This window comes from Bythopirellula sp., assembly GCF_041737835.1.
GTDB lineage: Bacteria > Planctomycetota > Planctomycetia > Pirellulales > Lacipirellulaceae > Bythopirellula.
Genome location: NZ_JBGSQY010000046.1, coordinates 110752 through 129441 on the forward strand (window position 1 = coordinate 110752; position 18690 = coordinate 129441).

Annotated in this window: 18 protein-coding genes and 1 pseudogene; 13 read left to right on the forward strand and 6 right to left on the reverse strand. The window is 53.8% G+C overall.

Annotated features, from left to right (window positions below):
* Window positions 1–109 precede the first annotated feature (109 nt).
* From AC6T8Q_RS14440 to AC6T8Q_RS14450, 3 genes are all read left to right on the forward strand, one after another.
* Window positions 110–574 carry a hemerythrin domain-containing protein gene (locus AC6T8Q_RS14440; protein WP_500679745.1) on the forward strand — a complete coding sequence of 155 codons (465 nt, stop codon included), beginning with the start codon at window positions 110–112 and terminating at the stop codon, window positions 572–574.
* 124 nt (window positions 575–698) lie between these two features.
* Window positions 699–1439 (forward strand): UvrB/UvrC motif-containing protein, encoded by a 741-nt coding sequence (locus tag AC6T8Q_RS14445; protein ID WP_500679746.1) that lies wholly within the window; start codon window positions 699–701, stop codon window positions 1437–1439.
* A 272-nt stretch (window positions 1440–1711) separates the two neighbouring features.
* Window positions 1712–2029, forward strand: a complete 318-nt coding sequence (locus AC6T8Q_RS14450) for a carbon storage regulator (RefSeq protein ID WP_500679747.1) — start codon at window positions 1712–1714, stop codon at window positions 2027–2029.
* A 5-nt stretch (window positions 2030–2034) separates the two neighbouring features.
* On the opposite strand, the gene AC6T8Q_RS14455 is transcribed toward AC6T8Q_RS14450, so the two are convergent.
* Window positions 2035–4143 carry an esterase/lipase family protein gene (locus tag AC6T8Q_RS14455; protein ID WP_500679748.1) on the reverse strand — a complete coding sequence of 703 codons (2109 nt, stop codon included), beginning with the start codon at window positions 4141–4143 and terminating at the stop codon, window positions 2035–2037.
* Between the two features lie 376 nt (window positions 4144–4519).
* Window positions 4520–4825, reverse strand: a complete 306-nt coding sequence (locus tag AC6T8Q_RS14460) for a carbon storage regulator (RefSeq protein ID WP_500679749.1) — start codon at window positions 4823–4825, stop codon at window positions 4520–4522.
* Window positions 4826–5548: 723 nt separating this feature from the next.
* Between AC6T8Q_RS14460 and AC6T8Q_RS14465 the strand changes: the two genes are divergently transcribed.
* From AC6T8Q_RS14465 to AC6T8Q_RS14495, 7 genes and pseudogenes are all read left to right on the forward strand, one after another.
* Window positions 5549–6229 carry a hypothetical protein gene (locus tag AC6T8Q_RS14465; protein WP_500679750.1) on the forward strand — a complete coding sequence of 227 codons (681 nt, stop codon included), beginning with the start codon at window positions 5549–5551 and terminating at the stop codon, window positions 6227–6229.
* A 33-nt stretch (window positions 6230–6262) separates the two neighbouring features.
* Window positions 6263–6337, forward strand: a pseudogene (locus tag AC6T8Q_RS14470) (hypothetical protein); the annotation flags it as partial.
* Between the two features lie 555 nt (window positions 6338–6892).
* A complete protein-coding gene (locus AC6T8Q_RS14475; RefSeq protein WP_500679751.1) occupies window positions 6893–8002 on the forward strand; it encodes a M24 family metallopeptidase in 1110 nt (369 codons plus the stop codon).
* 89 nt (window positions 8003–8091) lie between these two features.
* Window positions 8092–8886 carry a tyrosine-protein phosphatase gene (locus AC6T8Q_RS14480; protein WP_500679752.1) on the forward strand — a complete coding sequence of 265 codons (795 nt, stop codon included), beginning with the start codon at window positions 8092–8094 and terminating at the stop codon, window positions 8884–8886.
* Window positions 8886–9683, forward strand: coding sequence for a hypothetical protein (locus tag AC6T8Q_RS14485; protein ID WP_500679753.1), 798 nt, complete (start codon window positions 8886–8888; stop codon window positions 9681–9683). Before AC6T8Q_RS14480 ends, AC6T8Q_RS14485 begins: the two co-directional genes overlap by 1 nt.
* A 288-nt stretch (window positions 9684–9971) precedes the next feature.
* Window positions 9972–10520, forward strand: a complete 549-nt coding sequence (locus AC6T8Q_RS14490) for a hypothetical protein (protein ID WP_500679754.1) — start codon at window positions 9972–9974, stop codon at window positions 10518–10520.
* A 170-nt stretch (window positions 10521–10690) separates the two neighbouring features.
* Entirely contained in the window at window positions 10691–11263 is a 573-nt protein-coding gene (locus AC6T8Q_RS14495) for a carboxypeptidase-like regulatory domain-containing protein (protein WP_500679755.1), read from the forward strand.
* A gap of 722 nt (window positions 11264–11985) precedes the next feature.
* On the opposite strand, the gene AC6T8Q_RS14500 is transcribed toward AC6T8Q_RS14495, so the two are convergent.
* Window positions 11986–12585 (reverse strand): hypothetical protein, encoded by a 600-nt coding sequence (locus AC6T8Q_RS14500; protein ID WP_500679756.1) that lies wholly within the window; start codon window positions 12583–12585, stop codon window positions 11986–11988.
* 196 nt (window positions 12586–12781) lie between these two features.
* Between AC6T8Q_RS14500 and AC6T8Q_RS14505 the strand changes: the two genes are divergently transcribed.
* Entirely contained in the window at window positions 12782–13831 is a 1050-nt protein-coding gene (locus AC6T8Q_RS14505) for a FemAB family XrtA/PEP-CTERM system-associated protein (RefSeq protein WP_500679757.1), read from the forward strand.
* A gap of 165 nt (window positions 13832–13996) precedes the next feature.
* Window positions 13997–15655 (forward strand): phosphodiester glycosidase family protein, encoded by a 1659-nt coding sequence (locus AC6T8Q_RS14510; protein WP_500679758.1) that lies wholly within the window; start codon window positions 13997–13999, stop codon window positions 15653–15655.
* Here the strand turns inward: AC6T8Q_RS14510 and AC6T8Q_RS14515 are convergent.
* Window positions 15605–16852 (reverse strand): alpha/beta hydrolase fold domain-containing protein, encoded by a 1248-nt coding sequence (locus tag AC6T8Q_RS14515; protein ID WP_500679759.1) that lies wholly within the window; start codon window positions 16850–16852, stop codon window positions 15605–15607. The genes AC6T8Q_RS14510 and AC6T8Q_RS14515 overlap by 51 nt on opposite strands.
* 147 nt (window positions 16853–16999) lie before the next feature.
* Between AC6T8Q_RS14515 and AC6T8Q_RS14520 the strand changes: the two genes are divergently transcribed.
* Window positions 17000–17200 carry a hypothetical protein gene (locus AC6T8Q_RS14520; RefSeq protein ID WP_500679760.1) on the forward strand — a complete coding sequence of 67 codons (201 nt, stop codon included), beginning with the start codon at window positions 17000–17002 and terminating at the stop codon, window positions 17198–17200.
* Window positions 17201–17212: 12 nt separating this feature from the next.
* On the opposite strand, the gene AC6T8Q_RS14525 is transcribed toward AC6T8Q_RS14520, so the two are convergent.
* Window positions 17213–17983 carry a 3-keto-disaccharide hydrolase gene (locus AC6T8Q_RS14525; RefSeq protein WP_500679761.1) on the reverse strand — a complete coding sequence of 257 codons (771 nt, stop codon included), beginning with the start codon at window positions 17981–17983 and terminating at the stop codon, window positions 17213–17215.
* A gap of 150 nt (window positions 17984–18133) precedes the next feature.
* Window positions 18134–18616: a PA2169 family four-helix-bundle protein gene (locus tag AC6T8Q_RS14530; RefSeq protein ID WP_500679762.1), complete on the reverse strand. Its 483-nt coding sequence runs from the start codon at window positions 18614–18616 to the stop codon at window positions 18134–18136.
* Window positions 18617–18690 lie beyond the last annotated feature (74 nt).

Below are 18690 nucleotides of genomic sequence, written 5' to 3' on the forward strand. Positions count from 1 at the left end.
GACGACTCTTCGTCTCGTCACTGCTTCAGAGATCACGACGATATTTGAAAGATCGATGTTACAGCGATGAGAAAGACTTCTCATCACGCAATGAATGGAGGATGTTCACATGCAAACCTTCGATATAAAATCCCAAGCCAACGCGGCGTGTCTCGAACACGAAATTCTTAACCATGTCAAACAAGCCCTGCGGGTAACGTTGGGCTGGAAAGTCCCTCCCGAGGGCATTTCTCGAAAGCTGTCCAGCGTACAGTTCACACTCAAGTCGTTTCAGCGCCATCTTGAGCGCTTGATGAACATCGAAGAGCAAGACGGCTACATGGTGTACGTGGAAGAAATCAAGCCCAACATGCACTTTCGTGTCGATCGCTTGGAACACGACCACAACCGCTTCCGCCGTGTGATGGATAATTTGCTTCCTAAAGTCGATTCTTTAAGCGAATACGATGAAGACGAAATCCAAACTGTTTGCGAAGAAATCTATGCGTTGTTAGAACGCGTCGATCATCACGACAAAGAGGAAATCGCGCTGCTCCAAGACTCGATGTGGTTAGATGAAGGGGGCGAAGGCTGAAGGTGTCCACAATCTGCACCTTGCTGGCTCCGTTTTTCCACGAGATTATTCGCCACGAGTGGCAGCTTTAGGGTAAAATTCAATGGGACTTGATTCTCATTGAACGCCACTTAACAATCCACTCATGGCTCGACGCACTCAACACCTCGACAATTACTTTGCCGATTGGCCCTTTGTGCCCGGCCAAGTCTTGGTGCGTGAAGTCAAAGGTTCCGATGGCCGGCCCGTATTACAGATGCGGGTCGACATGGGCATTGTCCAGTTGGAGGAGACGGGTCGACCCGATGGTGTTAGGCCCGAGGGGTTTGAAACTTTTTACGACTACATGCTGTCGCTGTCTTTCGCCGAGGGCCCGGCCTTTCAGCTTGATGGCCAGCGGTGCAACGAAATTGACCGCGAGTTTTACCAGTTCTATCACCGCCGCGTTTGCTGGTTGACTCTCAACCGCTACGCCGAGGCGATCAGCGATGCCGACCACACGCTTTCGTTGATGGATTTCAGTGCCGCCTATGCCCCTGATCCCCAGTGGGCCATGATGCACGAACAGTATCGGCCTTTCGTGATGTTTCACCGCATTCAGGCCTTGGCGCTCGTGGAATTGGAAAAATCCAATCCCCGTGGTGCAGTGGAAGCTGTCGATGCTGGGCTGACCTCGTTGCGAAACTTGTTTGAATCGCAAGAAGCTTTAGAACAATACGAAGAAGATACCTTCGTCGAAAAATTGCGCGAGATGCGCGACTCGATTGCAAAGCACTACGAGATCGGTCCCTCGCTTGCCGAGCAATTAGCTCAAGCTATTGCTGCTGAGCAGTATGAATTGGCCGCCAAACTCCGTGACCGCATGGATCACGACCCACAAAAATAGGCCTTCTGGTTTTCGCCGCGTCACTGCGAATCTTGGTCGTCCGACGGCGAACATTACTTTTTACAATGCTGTCAGTCTAAAGCTTCAATATCGCCACTGTTCGCCGATAGCTAGCAGTCGATGAATTGCCGAGAAATCTGCTTTTTCCTCGGCTCAACGAAAACTCGCCGCACCATTGGCATGAGCTGTGCGTAGTATCGATGCGTGTCTTAAGCGACACCAACTTTTCAAAACGGAACGGAAGCTCATCTTACAAACGCAGGGAGTGTGTCATGTTAGTTCTCACCAGAAAGCAAAGCGAAACCATTCAAATCGGCGACTCGATCACCATCACCGTCTTGCGGATGAAGGGCAAGGCTGTGCGGATCGGCATTCAAGCCCCGCACGATTACAACGTCATTCGTGGTGAACTGGCGTTCGATTTGGCGAATGAAGCAGTCGGCGATGATAATACTGCTAAAGAAGATGGTGTGCCAACTTTGAAGCACAAGTCTCGCATTCGTGAAAATCGGAATGACTCGTGGTCAACAGAGGCCAAGACCACTTTGGAATCGGTGGTCGGTTCCGCGGCTGGGGCTTGGAGTATCTAGAGCAACTAGCGTGCGATGGTTTCTGATGGTTCTCGAGCCACATCAACTTGATCATGTGGCACAAATTCATGTTGAGTGGGCAAAGGTGCTTCGGAATCGGTGAAGTAATCGGGTTCGACTTCCATGTGATGTGGAGGAATCCCAACTTGGAGAACTTCGCCGTTTCCGTAACCACGGAGCTCGGCGACTTGTTGCAACAACACGCGGCGGACTTCGAGAATGCTTTGAGGATGGCGGTGCACCATACTATGATCCGCGGCCACCACGATCTGTGACTCGGCATCGTCGAGCTTGGCACTTTCGAGTGTGACCACCCCATCTCCCTTGCCACTGGAGAAGAGATTAATAATTCCTTTGTCGGGAACCTCGCCAATGATGTTGTTATATTTTACCCAAGGACCGTGATGGGCGGTTAGCAGCACGGGGAGAAAAGGGGAGTTCGGTGCTAACGAATCGATGCTCGTGCTAATGTCGAGTGGCGCATCAGGCCGGAAAAAGTCGGGATTGCGGGCGATCAATTGATGCCGGCCTTGAATCATCTTGGCTGGTACTTGAATAAGCTTACGACCTAACCACCGCGTCGTGTCGTTGGCAAATTCGCTGCCCCGATGGGGCGTGCCAATTGTGATCACCCTTCTTACCGACGGATTCGGATCAAAGAAGTACGTTTGCGCAAGACCATCGCGCAGATCATCATCGGCGGAGAGTTCCGAAAAGGGCTTGTCGCTGAGCGTCGCCCAGAATTCATTGCCGCTGTCAACCGTCTGCAGTTTGGAAACCAGGCCACCCATGCTATGTCCCACTAGCACGGTCTGATCCAGTGCGGGACAAGTTCCCGCGGGGTCAAGTTTTTGCCTGACTTTGGCTAAGTCGGTCCGCATTTGCGCGGCGCTGATCCAAAAGGGCTGGCCGCTCGGGTAGAGGTAAAACCAGAACTGATAGTGATCACGGATTTGCGGATCGCTGCGTAAGTCATTAAACATTTCCATCCAAGTCACGGGGCTCGACCACAAGCCGTGGACCATCACCACCGGCACTTTCCCCGGTTGGAAAGGCTCGAGCATATACAGCCCCTGCTCTTTGGCAACTTTCTCGGGCTTGAGTAAGCCCAATGTTGAGAGGCGCGTGTCGTCGAGCGCTGGCTGACTTAAAGTGTGTGCCAGTGGGGTACTGAGATCGGTTTCGAGCGGCACGACTCGATTGGCGACGGTGACCCTAGGTTGGTCGAGTGGATCATGTAGCTCCAAGACGGCCGTTTCTACGTTACTATTTCCACCAGCTTCGAGGTTAACTCTCATAAAAGCCGTGACAGGAAACGACAAATCACGCGGATAGAATTCCTCGCGCGGGTCCTCACCCTCATGACACTTGCGAACGGCGATCAAGGGTACGCCCAATCCGAAGTTGTGATAATGGTTCCTAAGACCATGAACTTCGTAATCAGAGACGAACTCAAAGTGATCGATGTCTTCGTCATGCCAGCCTTCGCTATTGAGTACGACTTCAATTTGACAATCGCTGTTGGCTGTTTTAATCGTTCGCATGGTCCCCGGGCTCAGAGCGTCGCGGTTCTGCACGATCCGTAAACATCCTTCAAGTGCCGCGTTGTAGAGGTCACAGGCTCGCCTAAACTCGGGGTCGTAGGGATTACAGGCTGCGCCATATTTGGTGTCAAACAAATAGCGGTAGGAGTGAAGCACTGCTGAGCTATAGAGTTCCACCGCCTGCCCTTGCCGCATGGCACGTTCCGCCTGCTTCGCGCCGACGTAGGCCAGTTCCGCTTGCGCGTAGGCGTGCTCGCGGTTCGGGCTTTGTTCGTCAATCTTGCTGAGTTCGGCCAGCAGCTCGTTGCGATCTTCCTTAAGCGCACTTTCAAGGTTGTAGCGCCGCAGCAACTGGATGGTGCGCTCGGTCGGTTTGGCACCTTGTTTAGTCAGTAAACCAAGCGATTGGGTGAGCGGATTCTTCGGCGTGGAACGCAGCGCCACCCATTTGTTTGTGGAACTAGCGCAGCCGGTCAGCAATGTTCCACAGATCAGCGCAATGAATAACGTGCGCGCAAGGTTAGCGCGTACGCCGAGCTTCAAGGACCGATGGGGAAAAGATTGCCGCAACGCACTATCCCTGCGTGGTTGGCTGGTGACCAAGAAAAACAGTGGCGAAGAGTAGAAAACGCACCTTGAGCTGGCAAGCTCAGGCGATTCTGCTAGCACGCTGCTGGCCTGTTGTCGGTCGGAGCGAAAACTTTAGCGCTGCAAAGAACTTAAGCTTAGCAAAGCTTCAACGGGCGCATAGAAAAAGCCGCCCGCGGATCAGCACGAGACTGTCATAACCGACCAGTCTCGGCGTCCAGCACACCAAGTTAGCCTCTTGTGAATGGGGATCTTAAGGCAACAGCAACTTGGTTGGGCGGCTTCGTGGGTTTCAATTGTGCGTCTGGCCCCCTGACGTTCCCCTGTCCAAAACCGGATCTCTGATCTCTCACTCAACTCACACGGTTTCCGCGTGATCGAGTTGGAGTTCATGTTGTTTGACGGCTTCAGCGAGGAGACTTTCCACGACGGCAGCTTGAGATTCGCTCATAATGACGGTGTCCGTCGTCGATTGATTCAAGACACCTTCATCGAGCACGTCACCGGCATCACCGGCCTCAAACAATTCACCGCGGAGAATCCGCACGTTTTTGGGAGCACAAACGGCTAGTGTCACTCTATTTCCGGCGACCCGACGCACCTCAACGAAGATATCCTCGCCAATGTGAATACGTTCGCCCATCTTACGGCTTAAAACGAGCATCCTTACTTCCTCCTACGAAAAGCTGATGTGTTATCGGCGTGACTCTCTTTTGAGAGGTGCCCTCGCGTGTTGCGATGACTGTAATACGGCAACGCCTATGCCAAGGATGAGATATTGTTTTTCCAAAGCCGCTGGCGAGTTGTAAGTCTCTATAAATTAACGGCTTATGTCGCGCGGTATATCAAGAGGGAAACTGCTAGCGGACATCAAGGATCAGAAAATCCATCCCACTTTGAGACGTCAGTCCGGAATCGGGACGATTTGACCCGTAAAATCTCTCCACTCGCCCTAGACGGAGGACCACGTCCTCCGGGCCGCTCTGCGTAGGCGATACCATGGTCCGTGACGCCGGCCGATTATCGCGGCGCGACACTGAGCCGCAACGCGCTAGCGTCGGGTGATCGTGGGTAACGGCACGAACTCCAATAACTGGAGGCCGTCCGAAAATTCAATTGTAGGGAACGGGCTCTGTCCCGTTCCACTGACATTGGGCAAGCGTTGACACAAGGTTCACGGAACGCCACGGAGGGCGTTCTCTACAGTTTTCCTCGTATTTCAATTCCAGGGCGGCCTCAGCTTTCTCGAAGAAAATCTCTATTCGGCTAAAATGCCCGCTATCGCTCTAGTGCTAAAACACTTTGGCACAAAATCAAAACTTGTAATTGGCCGCGCCAAAGAAGAAAATGGCGGGACGAGGCAACTTACTTTTGAGGAACAAATTCGATGAGCGGTCGTGTCGCTATTCTGTTGGTCTTGCTATTCTGCCCACACAGCTTTGCTGAGGAGACGGTCGAGATACCACTGAGTGAGATTTGGGCTTATAACATGCCCGGCACTAGGGACGTTCGAGAACTAGAACCCGAGGCTTATGGTCGCGAAGCTACGTCTCTTCCTGGAGAGGAACAGTTTGAAAGAATTAAGAAGTCTCTTATTCATCAGATACGCCACTCCTTGCAGCTTCAGCGCGATTCCGATGCACAAGGACCAAAGAAACCCGGTAAGTCGTTTGCCGTTGTTGGAACGGGGAAGGAAGCCTTAATTGAAGCTGGGAAAATTCTGTCTGGACACAAAGAACCGCGGAGCACTTTTCCAGCTAGCAGCAAACTTTCAATCGTATTCCATTCCTTGGAAGCCGGTAGCTACGTTCACCTTACATCGGTGAAGAAACAGGATAATAAGATCGCCATTCATTTTCAATTCGTCCCACGTTTTACAGCCGATATGAGTTCGCATTTTGCCCTGATACCCGTCTCGGGTCTTGAAGCAGGCGAGATCGAAGTGCAAATCGTCCAAGAACCCATGAAAGATAAGTATGGAATCGGTAAAGGGCTAGAAGCAAATCCTGATTGGCAAGAGCAAGTGATCTCTAAACCATTTAGCTTCACTATCGAACAAGAGAAGTAGGAGTCGGAAACATGAAATTCACCGGGCGTCCCTGAACCAAACGCATTCCTGCTTTTGCTCACTGCCATGATGTTCGTCCGTTCAACTCGATTCATCAGCGTTCATTAGCGTCCATCAGCGGTTACTCATTCTTCTCCGGTCACTGACGTTCACGGCTCGCCAAGTCGAACAACCCCACGCTAGCGCGTTTGGACTCAGAATGAATTCAGCTGAATTTTTCTGACCCCTGACCTCCGGCCTCTGACCCCTCTTCCTGATTCGTGCGATTCGTTTCATTTGTGGTCAGTCTCTGCGATCACTGTGCCTCCGTGTGAAACCTCTCCGTTTTTGGCCACTCAGTCAGGTATAATAACTACACCCTGGCCAGGAATGTCATGCTGTCAAGCAGCGTCGCGCTGTCAACCACAGATTTGGCCAGCCCTGTTTGAAAAAAAAAACGATTCGCGGAAACGCGAATAGGGGTGGAAAAGTTGGACAAGTTGACCAAGTTGGAAGTCTTGAAATGAGAAAATCAAAGGTTCGAGAAGTGATACTTATGGTAGTGGCATCGCGTTCATAAATCGCGATAATGGCGAATCTGCGAAGTGGCTGAGTCCCGAGGGGATTTTTGGGCCAGCTTCGCCCTGACTTGCTCTCCCCCTATGGAATCACGGAACAGAATTGATGGCTAGCGATCCTTATGAAGTCGATGTGGCTGGGTGCCGCTCCCGCCAAAAACGGTTGTTGGCCGAAATGGAACTGCAAGGTTGGGAGTGGGTGTTGCTCACCCGCTCCGAGACCGTGCAGTGGCTGACGGGGGCATATGTCGGGCCGCTGTTCTCACCAGCAGCTGCGATGGATCGCAACGGCAAAGTGATTTTGGTCCTTCCGGCACGCAAGAAAGAGATCCTCGTGGCCGCGGATGAAGTGCTAGCCTATGAGGAAAAATGGCATTCCACGCTGCGCGACGAACAACGTGTTGCTAGCAACGCGGTGTTGCTTCAAGCACTGCCGCAAACTCTCAAGCACGTCGGAGGGGAATGGACGAGTCTTGGCCCCGATATCCTGGCGGCTTGCGATGGCGAAATCGCGAATATCGAAACCACGATCTTTCGCCTTCGTCGTAAAAAGGAGCCCGATGAATTGCGGATGCTCAAACGGGCCAACGACGCGAATCGCGTAATGTACGCGTTGTCCCGCGAGATTGTTAAGCCGGGCGTCAACGAGATCGATGTTTATAACGCCCTGCATGCAGCGGCCGTCACTGAACTGGGTGAGCCGCTGACTTACTTCGGCCAGGATTTTCGCAGCAATGCCCGTGGCGGTGCGCCACGGAATCGGCGGGTTGAAGCTGGCGAGCTCTACATCTTCGATCTCGGTGTTGGCTTTCGAGGTTTCTACAGCGACAACGCCAGGACGATTGCCGTGGGAGGATCTCCGACAGAGAAGCAGCAGCAAGCCTGGCAAGCTGTGATCGAAGTGCTAGAGCTTGTGAAGTCCTTTGTAAAACCGGGAGCCAGTTGTCTGCAACTCTTTCAGCAAGTGCAAGCAATGCTAGATGAACGGCTGCCGTGGATATTCAACCATCATCTGGGACATGGCGTGGGTCTCGCACCGCAGGAAGGTCCCCATCTGAACCCTTACTGGGACGACACTTTTGAAGAGGGGGACTATTTTACGGCCGAGCCAGGGCTTTATCACGAAGAATTGCACAATGGAGTACGGCTGGAAGAGAATTATGTCGTAACAGCCACGGGCGTCGAAAAAGTGACTGATTACCCGCTTAAACTCTGATTTTGACCTGCCTTGACCGCTTGGGTCGCGATTTCTATTCTCCAGCCGCTCTTATCCGACCCCTTCTTCTGCTTGCAGCGGAGCTCGCTATGCAAGGTAGCTTTGCCGATATCCATTGTCATCTTCTCCCGGGAATTGATGATGGTTCGCCCGATCTGGAAACGTCGCTCGCCATGGCGCGGATGGCCGTTGACGACGGAATCCACACGATGATTATGACGCCCCATCAATTGGGCAACTTCGCGCACAATCGCGGCGATGAAATCCGGGCTCGCACTTTAGAGTTTCAGCAATTTCTCGATGCCCACCAGATTCCGCTGGAAGTTCTCCCCGGTGGTGACGTGCGGATCGAAGACGGCATGGTCGAAAAGCTAGTTAGCGGCGAAGTCATGACGCTCGGCGATCACGGGCTGCATGTTCTGCTCGAATTGCCCCACGAACTCTATTTTCCTATTGAAGGCGTGCTCGCTGCACTCGAACGTCACGGCATGACGGGCATTCTCTCGCACCCTGAACGGAATCAGGGCATCATGCGCGATGTGAGCATGCTGGAACCGCTAGTCGAAAGCGGCTGCCTGATGCAGGTGACCGCCGGCAGTTTGATGGGCACATTTGGTTCACGCAGCCAAGAGCTTGCCGAGTGGATGCTTGAGCACGGTTTGGTCCATTTCCTCGCCACCGATGCCCATGGCATAAAATCTCGTCGTCCGCTGATTCACCGGGCTTACGATCGCGTGGCTGAATTGGTGGGTGAAGATACCGCGGCTGACCTTTGTTCGATCAATCCCGAACTGGTCGCGCTTGGCAAATCGGTCGCTGGTGGTCTTCGCGTGCGGCAACGTCGTGGCTGGTCAGGCTTCTTCTCATCAAAGAAAGTGGGCTGATGAGCCTGTTGTCACGCCGGACATTTCTGGCCGCCGGGGGTACTGCGCTCTTTGCGCATTGGCTCGGCCAAAATTCCTGCCGCGCCGCAACGGTTTGGCAGGACTCGCGTTCGCACGGGCCTTTTCAGCTTCAAGCGAGCTTCCCACTGGGCGATTTGACGCCGTTGTTTGAAGAACTCTCCGCCCTGGAGTTGGAACTCCAACGGACTCTGGCCGTTCCTACCGCACAACAGCAGATCGATGTGTATCTGGTCAACGACCAACGAATGCACAAGGAGCTCCTGAGGCAGCTCTATCCGAACGTGCCCTATCGCCGGGCCTTGTATGTCCAGCGTGGTAAACAGGCCGCCGTGTATGCTTATCGGCACCCCGAACTTCCCATCGACCTGCGCCATGAATGCACTCACTCGTTGCTGCATGCGAGCCTTCCCATGGTTCCGTTGTGGTTGGACGAGGGACTGGCTGAGTACTTCGAAGTTCCAGCGCCGCAACGAGCATTTGAGAATCCTCACCACGCCAAGATTCGTTGGCACGAACGGTTTGGCATGATTCGCAGCATCGAGTCTTTGGAAGAATGCGGTGATCTTTCGCAAATGGGTTCCGTCGAATACCGCTTCTCCTGGGCCTGGGTTCATTTCATGCTGCATGGCCCGTTGCCAGCACATCGCGAATTGGTTCATTTCCTGGCTGACATCCAACGGGGCAATCCTCCCGGTGTGCTTTCGCAGCGGCTGCGTGGCGCATTGCCCCAACTCGAAAATCAATTCGCGGCGCACTTTAAATCCTGGTCTCGCTAGCTGTTCTATGGGTCTGCCGTTCGCACTGCTTAAATCTCTCTCAAATCATCATTTACGAAATCTGCAGAAACTTTGCGGGCATTTCTGCTGTTACTGGTAGCAATGATGGTGGCCGCAACGTTTATCCAGTTTTTGCGAATTGTAACTTGAGCGAATTTGTTGCTTTGACCGATACCCCCCGTATCCGTGTCATTTCCGGCTCGACATTCGTCCGTTGAGCCGCTGAGGTGATCCGCTTTGTTGGTGCAATTCAGGGGCCAACGAGCGCTTGTCTGAGAGGGTGGATATATGAAGACGAATTCGATCAAAATATTGGTCGTTGTCCTGTGGTGTATGGGAATACCTAGTGCATCGCTGCTCAACGCCGAGACCATACTGCCGCGATCGGTCGATGTTGCTCTACAAGGCAATGGCGTGTTGATTGGGCAGGTCGTGAATGCCGAAGGCCAAGCCATGACGGGCGTTCCCGTAGTTTTGACCTCACGTGGCAAGGAAGTTGCTCGCTGCCAGACAGGCAAAGAGGGCGTTTTCCAGGTTGCGGGGTTGAAGGGAGGCACGTTCGAGGTGGCCGCCGTTGGGATTGAAGGTTCGTGTCGGGTTTGGGCACCGGGCACGGCACCTCCTGCTGCCCAGCAAGGATTGCTGGTCGTGGCTGCAGGTGACGTTGTGCGGGGCCAGCACATGGGCGGTCCGGTGCGAAGCGGACGAGTTCAGGGGCATGGAGGTGGTTTGCTAGCGTTGATGATTGACCATCCGCTTGTGACTGGTGCAGCCGTTGGTGCGGCCATTGCCATCCCCATTGCTTTGTCGAATTCTGGTTCGCCATCGTCGCCCTAATAAAACACTGAAGTCGCCAGACTGCTTGCTGAGTTTGTTGCATGGTTGCCCTTTGCGTGGGGGGGAAGAATCGCTACGATTCGCCGCTCTGCAAAAAGGGAGGTATAGGAATTATTGAATTGATGGACCTTCCTCATCCAAACGGTTGGGGGCAGAAATGGAGTTCTTTCATGTCGAATTATTTTTCTAAGTCCTTGCAGCGAGGCGTGACGTGGGTCGCCGCCGCTGCCATTGTGACTCAGCCTCAGTTAATTTTGGCGGCTGAAGTGAATCAACCAGTTGTCGCTCGATCAGCCTCCGTTGCAATCGCTCCACAGGACGTCGCTTTGGCCGATGGTGGTGTGTTGATCGGCCAAGTCGTTGATACCGCCGGCAAGCCTCAAGCGATGACTCCTGTTTCGTTGTCGACCGGTGGCAAGGAAATTGCTCGTGTCACGACCGATGCGAAAGGCGAATTCCGTGTTGCCAGCCTCAAGGGTGGCGTTTATCAAGTTTCGACCAAGGGCAACTCGAGCGTCTATCGCTTTTGGGCCCCACAAACGGCTCCTCCTTCATCGCTAAGTGGTTTGAACATGGTGTCTGGTGACTCCGTAGTTCGCGGCCAAATGGGTGGTGGACCCCTGGCTTCGGCCGGCCAATGGATTGCCGAGCATCCGATCATCACCGCCGGTGCGATTGCGACCGCGATTGCTGTTCCTCTGGCATTGGATGATGACGACGATAATCCCCCAGCGAGCCCCTAATTCGCTCGGATCAATCGAATAACATTACGACCACGCGACAGAACTTGTCGCGTGGTTTTTTTGTTTGTGACGCGCCAGAGGTCAGGGCAGAAATGTTACTGACCTCCGGCCTCGCGCCTCGTCTTGCTCAAATTGGCAAACCTTGCCAAGTTGATTTCTGTTGGCGACCCTCGTTTTTCTCGGGAAAAAACGCCAACTCTTCCAACTTGTCCAACTTGGCAGACTTTTCTGCGCACTTCGAAAGAAGTTCGTGTTTTTTTCATCGTGTTTGTCGTGTGTCTAGACCTCCGGCGTTGCCAGGACTGAGGGTGTAAAGCCTCCGTCCCTCGGAATGGGTGTGAATTAGGTAGGCCGGAACGAGTTTTACGAAGGTCCGGCATGGTAGCGGTGCTGGTCGTACATTGCCGGAACTGCGCACCGCTTGTTCCGGCCTACAAAGTACTAGGTCGTACTCACTCCGCGTTGCTTCGCGTCACGTCGCGGCTAACGATAAGACCCCATTATCGTGATTTGCGCGTGCGTTGCCACCACGATTTTTGGCCATAAGAATTTTCACGCTGAGACGCGGAGGGAAACCACGAATCTAACGAATAGCACGAATTGAAAAGGCGAGCCGTGAACGTCAGTGACCGGAGAAGATTGAGAAACCGCTGATGGACGCTGATTAACGCTGATGAAGGATTTGTACAGCGACGACGCTCTGTTTGTAAAAATTTGTCCCGTTATTTGACTTCAAACTGAAAGGATTTACAGACACGCTTGGCTTCGGGGATTACTACGCTGTAATCGCCCGCTCGTAGCTTTCCAAGAGGTATCAATGCGAAGTGAGGAATCGTTAGCATTGTATGAAATGGTCCTTTGGGCACCTCGAATTGCACATTGATGCGATTACCTGCGATGGTGACGGGTTTCAAATTGAAGACGTCGTAGCTGCCAGTAAAAAGTTCGATGGTCAGATCGTGCTTAGTCGAGAACGAATTTTTTGCTTCGAGCCCATCGCACAAAATCATCTTGGCAGTCAGCAGGGCGGCCTTGTCGGCGCCGCCAACCACGAATCCGGGCGGCATTGGCATTCTCTTTGTGCGACTTAGATTCAGGTGGATCGCTTCGACGGGCTGTTCTTCGACCCATTTTCTAACGGCCCATTGCACTTGCTTGTCGTTCGTATCATTCGACAGTCGCAATATTTCCCTGGTGGGGTATAACTCACCCACGCCTTTTGTTCCTTCGATGTGGTGCCCCCACATATCGGAGAGGGGTATCTCGACAAGTTCTTCTCCGAAGCCGATCGAGCAACAGCAAACCAGCGCCACCACACCCATCAATCGAATAAACATTACAAACCTCCTTCTATCCCGCCCCGTATTCTCCTGCTAGAGGGAGCCAAATGCAAGAAAAAAAGGTTTGAGCGCGACCAGCGGCCGAGGCTTTGCACGAATTTTTTTGGGGGCATTCTCTTCCGCAATCACTTATAATGTGGCCATGCTCAGCGCTCCTGTTTTCGACAAGCAATTCGCCATGAGACCTGAAGTTAGAGTCGTCATGGCGACCGATATTCACGCGCGGCTCTCTGCTTGGCAAACGTTCGTGGCACGCCAAAGCGAGTTTCCGCTGCATGCTGATCCCATGTGGCTGTTGGTCCTAGCCGAAGGTCGCGGTCATGTGCCGTATTGTGTGGAAGCGGTTAGTGGTGGTGAAATTGTCGGAGTATTGCCGTTGGCCTTAGTGACGAGTCCCTTCTTCGGGCGATTTTTGGTGAGCCTGCCACACCTGAGCGGTGGCGGTGTCTGTTGCGATGACCTAGCCACCTCTTTATTGCTGGTCGACAAAGCGATTGAACTCGCAAATGCGCTCGACGTCGACTTTTTGGAATTGCGAAACGAGCGCTTGCTACCGCACACACAACTTCAGCATGTGGTGACCGATAAAGCCCACATGCGGCTAGCGTTGCCGTCGGATGAGGGGCAGTTGTGGGATCAGTTACGGGGCAAGGTGCGCAATCAGGTGCGCAAGGCCGAACAGTTTCATTTTCATGCCAGCTGGGGGGGACGGGAATTGCTCGGCAAATTCTATGCGCTCTACACGCGGCGGATGCGCGACCTGGGTTCACCGACCGACGGCAAGATTTTGTTCGATCAGATTTTGAAGGGTTTTCCGTGCCAAGCGGAATTGCTAGTGGTACGCCAACAGAATCGCTCGGTCGCGACGGCGATGTTGTTGCACGGTCAGGGAACCACTGAAATTCATCGTAGTGCCACAATCGTGGATCTGCGCTCGACGGCTCTGAACACGTGGATGCATTGGCAATGTTTGATGCGTACTCTGGAGCGAGGGAATCACCAGTTCGATTTCGGTCGTCCGACGGTGGGGACGAGCGTTTACACTTTTAAGAAGCGATTCGGCGCGACGGCTCATCCCGCGGCAGTCCAACATTATATCCGCCGTGGTTCACCGGGCGATCTCCGCCGTAATGACGGCAAGTTCAAACTTTCCATCAAGCTGTGGAGTTGCTTGCCACTCGGTGTCACTCGTTGGTTGGGCCCGCTGATTGCTAACGGGTTGCCCTAGGTTGGTCGCGCAGCGAGCAGCTTTCTCGGCGCTCATCACGCCAATGCGCACACTTTTGGCGCGCCTCCGCAGGGCTTGTTGCATATCGATATTCATCGTTTAAGGTGAGACAAACGCTGCAAGTAAGCGGCGTACCGACTTTTCCACCTGGAGTCTTAAGGAACGATGATTAGTCGCTCGCGTTGGTTGCACGCTCTCGCCATTTCCTGTTTCTCGTCACTTCTTCTGTCGGCTCACTTGCTCTCTGCGGCGGCGATTCCCGCTTACTTGCAAGGGATCACGCAGACGTCTTCGCCATTTATCGGAATCACTCACTATCAGATTGTGCAGTCGTGGAACGACCCGCTGCCGAATCCGTTCACGAGGGAACTGGCTATTCACATCGTGGAAATTGATCCCGCGGCGCCGGGGATCGCCTTTTTGGGAACCCCCGGCAATGGTGCGGAGTCGAATGAATACACACGAATGACGACCGGCGCGTTCGTGAACAACAACGATCTGGCCGTCGGAATCAACGGCGATTTTTATGACACAAGCACCGGCATCACGACCAATGTGAATGGCCTCGGCATGAGCAACGGCGAAGTTATTTCGGAACCGGGCACGGGCGGTTCGCGGAATTCGCTCGTCGTTGATCAATTCAATCTGGCAAGGATTGTGACGCGCGGGACAATACGCGCTGATTCATGGAATGCTGTCAGTGGAAATCAGCGGATGTTGGAAAACGGTGTCATCGTGACGCCCAACGATAGTTACACAACGACGTTGAATCCGCACACGGCGGTCGGGGTCGACGCAGATAACGGACACGTTTTCTTTATGGTGGTCGATGGTCGGCAGACAGATTTTTCGGAGGGAATGCGGACCGACGAGATGGCGCAATTGTTTCTCGACTTTGGAGTCGACAATGCGATCAACCTGGACGGTGGTGGAAGCAGCACGCTGGTGTTTGCCGACGGAGTGGGCGGATCAGCACGCACGGTCAATAGTCCCAGCGACGGCGCGTCGACCTATTCCCCCGGTTCGCAGCGTGCGGTGGGGAATCACTTCGGCGTGTATGGCATCCCGAATCCTGATTACGTGAGACTTGCCAATCCGCCCCGCCCTTCCGCTCCAGGTAGCGAGCCATTCGTCCCGGAATTGACGATCTTGGATGGCTTCGACGGCAATGAAGGTCGGTTCACGTCCCCGCCATCTGGTGGCAGCGGCTCGACGACCGGCATCACCGCCGCAAGCACGGCCGTTTACACCACGGAAGAAGCTCACATGGGCGAAGGGAGCCAGAAAATTACTTTGGTTCGCAATACAACCACTGCTGTTTCGCGTTTGCGGCATTTGTCGGGGGGTGGCAGTCCTGTGAACAATCGAATCAATGTCGATGGCACGCCGTCGGCGTTGGCACCGTATGGATTTATTGGTTTCTTCATGAAGACGACGCAGGACGACCTGAGCGTTTATATGGGCTTGGATGACGGCACGGCCACTACGATTGCCCTGGAACGCAGCACCGCCACCCCGGTGATTGCCGACGGTGAATGGCATCTTTATGAGTGGGATCTTTCTGACCCCGACGTGTGGAGCAACTTTGCTAATGGGAATGGCACGATGGGCGGTCCCAATGCCTTCTTGGATTCAATCTTTTTCGAATCGGGCAGTTCGACGTTGGGCGACACCTTTACGTTTTACATTGATACCGTGGCTTACAACCCCAACGGCAGTTTGGCCTCGTTGATCACTGTGCCCGAGCCGATGACGCTGGTGATGTTGTTGCCATTAGTTGGTGTGATGATCAGACGGCGTAGCTCTAACACTTCGCAGCGCTAAGCCGCAAGCGGCGAAGAGGAGTAGCACTGTGGCCGAGGGTTCGGGGAGTTGCAACGCCGAAATGATATCAGAACCCTCGCCATAGTGCTCGTGCCAGAGGGCGAGATCGGCTTCGTTGACGAGCCCATCGTGGTTGCCATCGGCTCCCGAGCCCTGAGGGTTGGCGGACGAACCAAACTGCCGCTGCCAGAGCAGGAAATCGCGACCGTTGACCGCCCCATTGCGATCAAAGTCTCCGGCTGGCTGAAAGAGTTGCTCGGAAAGAAAAGCAATGGCTTCGGCATTGACCGTTGCTGTTTGGGTACCAAAGCCGTGCCCTGCCCCGACGACGACACGCATCACGTGTTTGATGTTTTGTTCGTTCAAAGCCGTTTCCAGGCGAAAGCTTTGCTTGAGAGGCACCGTGGTATCTTGATCGCCGTGGGCGATAAAAATCGGCGGGTCCGCGGCATCGATGTGCGTGATCGGATTGACCAAAGTGGCGAGCGCAGCCTTTTCCGGAAATGGTGCACTTGGGTTGGTGAGATTGGCGCGCAGTACGCCAATGCCTTCTCCAGGATCAGCGAAGCCAATAAGCTTGGACTCCGCCGAGTTGGGCGTGTCATGACTTGCTCCACCCGGTGGTGTTGTGATGTCGAGCGTCATGTTGACGATGTCGGTTGGCCCAAAATAGTCGACAGCCGTTTGGAGTGCGCTCGATTGCTCCAGATTTCCGCCGGTTGTCCCTTCCAACTCTGCAACGCCCCCACTCGTGGCGAGCAGCGTCGTCAAATGGCCACCGGCCGAGCTACCCCACGCCGCGAAGCGCGAAGCATCGAGGCTGTAGTCGTCGGCATGGGCGCGCAGATAGCGTACGGCCCCTTTGACGTCGTGAATCTGAGCGGGGAAGATAGCGGCGCCGCTGAGGCGATACTGGATCGATGCCACGGCGAATCCGGCGTCGAGCATGGCCTGCAAACCGGGAGGCGGATTGTTGTAGGTGCCGCTTTGCCAGCCGCCGCCGTGAATCCAAATGACAAGGGGTGCACGTTCGGCTTCGCCCGTTGCCAGCCAGAGGTCCATGCTCAAGGTCTGCGTGCCGCCGGCATCGAGGGGGACCGTGGCGTACTCGATGTTATTGAAATTGGGCGTTTGAGCGTGAGTGAAAGCCGAGGCCAGGATAAAGAAGCACAGGAAGTAGGCCGAAATTTTAGGCATGCTGTTTTAACACGGTAGAATGTTAAAAGTTTCGCGTGGAATTTTACCCTCACAATTTTCACTGCCCGCTGCTGAAATGATTGATGTTGGGGGGCTCGCCAGGCTGTTATAATGGCACAAAGACTCCGGTGGCCACGAGGTTTTTCTATGTCCGATACGCAGCATGCTCAATTGATTGCCTGGCTTGAAGATCAGGGGCATACGCCTGGCGAGATTGAGAAAATTTTGGCGAAGGTGGCGGAGTACGATGCCCAAACGCTGCATGAATCGATCTTCGATTCGATCAGTTCGGGGACCATTGATATCGAGCAGCTTGTCCGCGAAGCGTTGGAGAAAGGAGATTCTTAAATTTCATTTCGCTTACAATTTCTTCAAGCGAATGTTGCGAAACTCCACTGGGTGGCCTTCCGATTGGAGCGAAATCGTTCCTCCTGTGAGTTTATTCTCCGCTCCTGCTTCGAGCAGCTTCTTGGCGTTGGGATCCTTTTCGTCGAGTTGAGGCTCGCTGTATTCCATGACCGTTTCGCCGTTGATCTTGTGCCGGATCACGCCGCCACCGTGTACTTCGATCTCGGCTTTGACCCATTGATCGCCGTAAAAAGTTTTGCTCGTGCTGTTGGTGCAATGAGGCGTGTGGAGCTTGCCGTTCATCACGACGTGCGTGCCCGGCGTGCAGAGGTTGGCGGTCGAACGTGGCTGCTTTCCGTCGCCCGCTAAGTATTGTACTTCAATCGACACGGGAAAATCCTGGTCAAGGTCCATCGACTCGGGCGTTTGGCCGTGGATCATCACACCACTGTTGCGTAACGCCCACTCCGGCGCATTGGGAGCTTGCTCGCCGACGATGCGATATTCAAACTGCAAGAGATAATCGGAAAACGGTTCTTTGTAGAACAGATGCCCAAAGCGGTCGTTGAAATCGCCGTCGTATTTGTCATAGGAGACGACGATAGCGCCGTCTTTGACGCGGAAGGTATCGGCAAAGTTGTCGCCCGCTTTGTGGCCAGCAATTTTGGGCGTCCAGCCGGTGAGATCTTGCCCGTTGAAAAGCTCGACCCATTCGTCATCAGCACGAGCAGATGAACCACAAACCAAGAGCATACACGCGAAGAAAGCGGTGCGAACGAGCATATGGACCTCGACTGAAGGTTTAGAAAAGTCAGGTCCAGTATAGAAATTGGATGGCTCCACTGTAAAAGGCAAAAAAAAGAGCCCTCCTCCGACCTGTGATCGGAGGAGGGCCAGGGCACTACGTCGCCAGACGTACTTTCCTTACCCAAACTACGAGGCGGCATTCTCCGCATCACGGAGATCGCGAACCACATCGTGAGCCGCTTTAATCTTCACGTATTGATGTTGAAGAACATCGTGGACCGCCGATCCGGCCGACTCGGTGAGAACATCCTCATACATATGCTTAATATGGTCTTCGCCACGTTCGGCTTCGTTCAAAACAGCTTTCGCGTCGTTGGAGCTTAAAGCGGTTTTGAGATCCATCCACGTGCGATGCAACACTGCCATCACGCTGCCGTCTTCAACGGGGGCTTCGCCGTTGAGCTGCACGAATTGTTTTAGTTCAGCAGCGTTATTTAGCCGTTCGTCCGCGAACTGCCGGAAGATACGTCGCAGGGCAACGTCTTCCACTTGTTCAGCGGCATCACGAAAGCCATTTTCACTATCGATATTGACCCGCAAGAGGTCCTGCAATTTGTCGATCGTTTCCGAGGGCAAATTGCGTGTCGATTCTGGAGTTAGGATAGACATCATTGTTCCTTTCAGACGAGTGCGTCCCTTTGATACCGTACTGAAGAAATGCAAGATGCGTGCCAACAGTGAGC

What these genes read in the sequence shown, in the direction of transcription:
- AC6T8Q_RS14440 (WP_500679745.1), top strand. Translation starts at nt 110, where the DNA reads ATGCAAACCTTCGATATAAAATCCCAAGCCAACGCGGCGTGTCTCGAA.
- AC6T8Q_RS14445 (WP_500679746.1), top strand. Translation starts at nt 699, where the DNA reads ATGGCTCGACGCACTCAACACCTCGACAATTACTTTGCCGATTGGCCC.
- AC6T8Q_RS14450 (WP_500679747.1), top strand. Translation starts at nt 1,712, where the DNA reads ATGTTAGTTCTCACCAGAAAGCAAAGCGAAACCATTCAAATCGGCGAC.
- AC6T8Q_RS14460 (WP_500679749.1), bottom strand. Translation starts at nt 4,825, where the DNA reads ATGCTCGTTTTAAGCCGTAAGATGGGCGAACGTATTCACATTGGCGAG.
- AC6T8Q_RS14465 (WP_500679750.1), top strand. Translation starts at nt 5,549, where the DNA reads ATGAGCGGTCGTGTCGCTATTCTGTTGGTCTTGCTATTCTGCCCACAC.
- AC6T8Q_RS14475 (WP_500679751.1), top strand. Translation starts at nt 6,893, where the DNA reads ATGGCTAGCGATCCTTATGAAGTCGATGTGGCTGGGTGCCGCTCCCGC.
- AC6T8Q_RS14480 (WP_500679752.1), top strand. Translation starts at nt 8,092, where the DNA reads ATGCAAGGTAGCTTTGCCGATATCCATTGTCATCTTCTCCCGGGAATT.
- AC6T8Q_RS14485 (WP_500679753.1), top strand. Translation starts at nt 8,886, where the DNA reads ATGAGCCTGTTGTCACGCCGGACATTTCTGGCCGCCGGGGGTACTGCG.
- AC6T8Q_RS14490 (WP_500679754.1), top strand. Translation starts at nt 9,972, where the DNA reads ATGAAGACGAATTCGATCAAAATATTGGTCGTTGTCCTGTGGTGTATG.
- AC6T8Q_RS14495 (WP_500679755.1), top strand. Translation starts at nt 10,691, where the DNA reads ATGTCGAATTATTTTTCTAAGTCCTTGCAGCGAGGCGTGACGTGGGTC.
- AC6T8Q_RS14500 (WP_500679756.1), bottom strand. Translation starts at nt 12,585, where the DNA reads ATGGGTGTGGTGGCGCTGGTTTGCTGTTGCTCGATCGGCTTCGGAGAA.
- AC6T8Q_RS14505 (WP_500679757.1), top strand. Translation starts at nt 12,782, where the DNA reads ATGAGACCTGAAGTTAGAGTCGTCATGGCGACCGATATTCACGCGCGG.
- AC6T8Q_RS14510 (WP_500679758.1), top strand. Translation starts at nt 13,997, where the DNA reads ATGATTAGTCGCTCGCGTTGGTTGCACGCTCTCGCCATTTCCTGTTTC.
- AC6T8Q_RS14515 (WP_500679759.1), bottom strand. Translation starts at nt 16,852, where the DNA reads ATGCCTAAAATTTCGGCCTACTTCCTGTGCTTCTTTATCCTGGCCTCG.
- AC6T8Q_RS14520 (WP_500679760.1), top strand. Translation starts at nt 17,000, where the DNA reads ATGTCCGATACGCAGCATGCTCAATTGATTGCCTGGCTTGAAGATCAG.
- AC6T8Q_RS14525 (WP_500679761.1), bottom strand. Translation starts at nt 17,983, where the DNA reads ATGCTCGTTCGCACCGCTTTCTTCGCGTGTATGCTCTTGGTTTGTGGT.
- AC6T8Q_RS14530 (WP_500679762.1), bottom strand. Translation starts at nt 18,616, where the DNA reads ATGTCTATCCTAACTCCAGAATCGACACGCAATTTGCCCTCGGAAACG.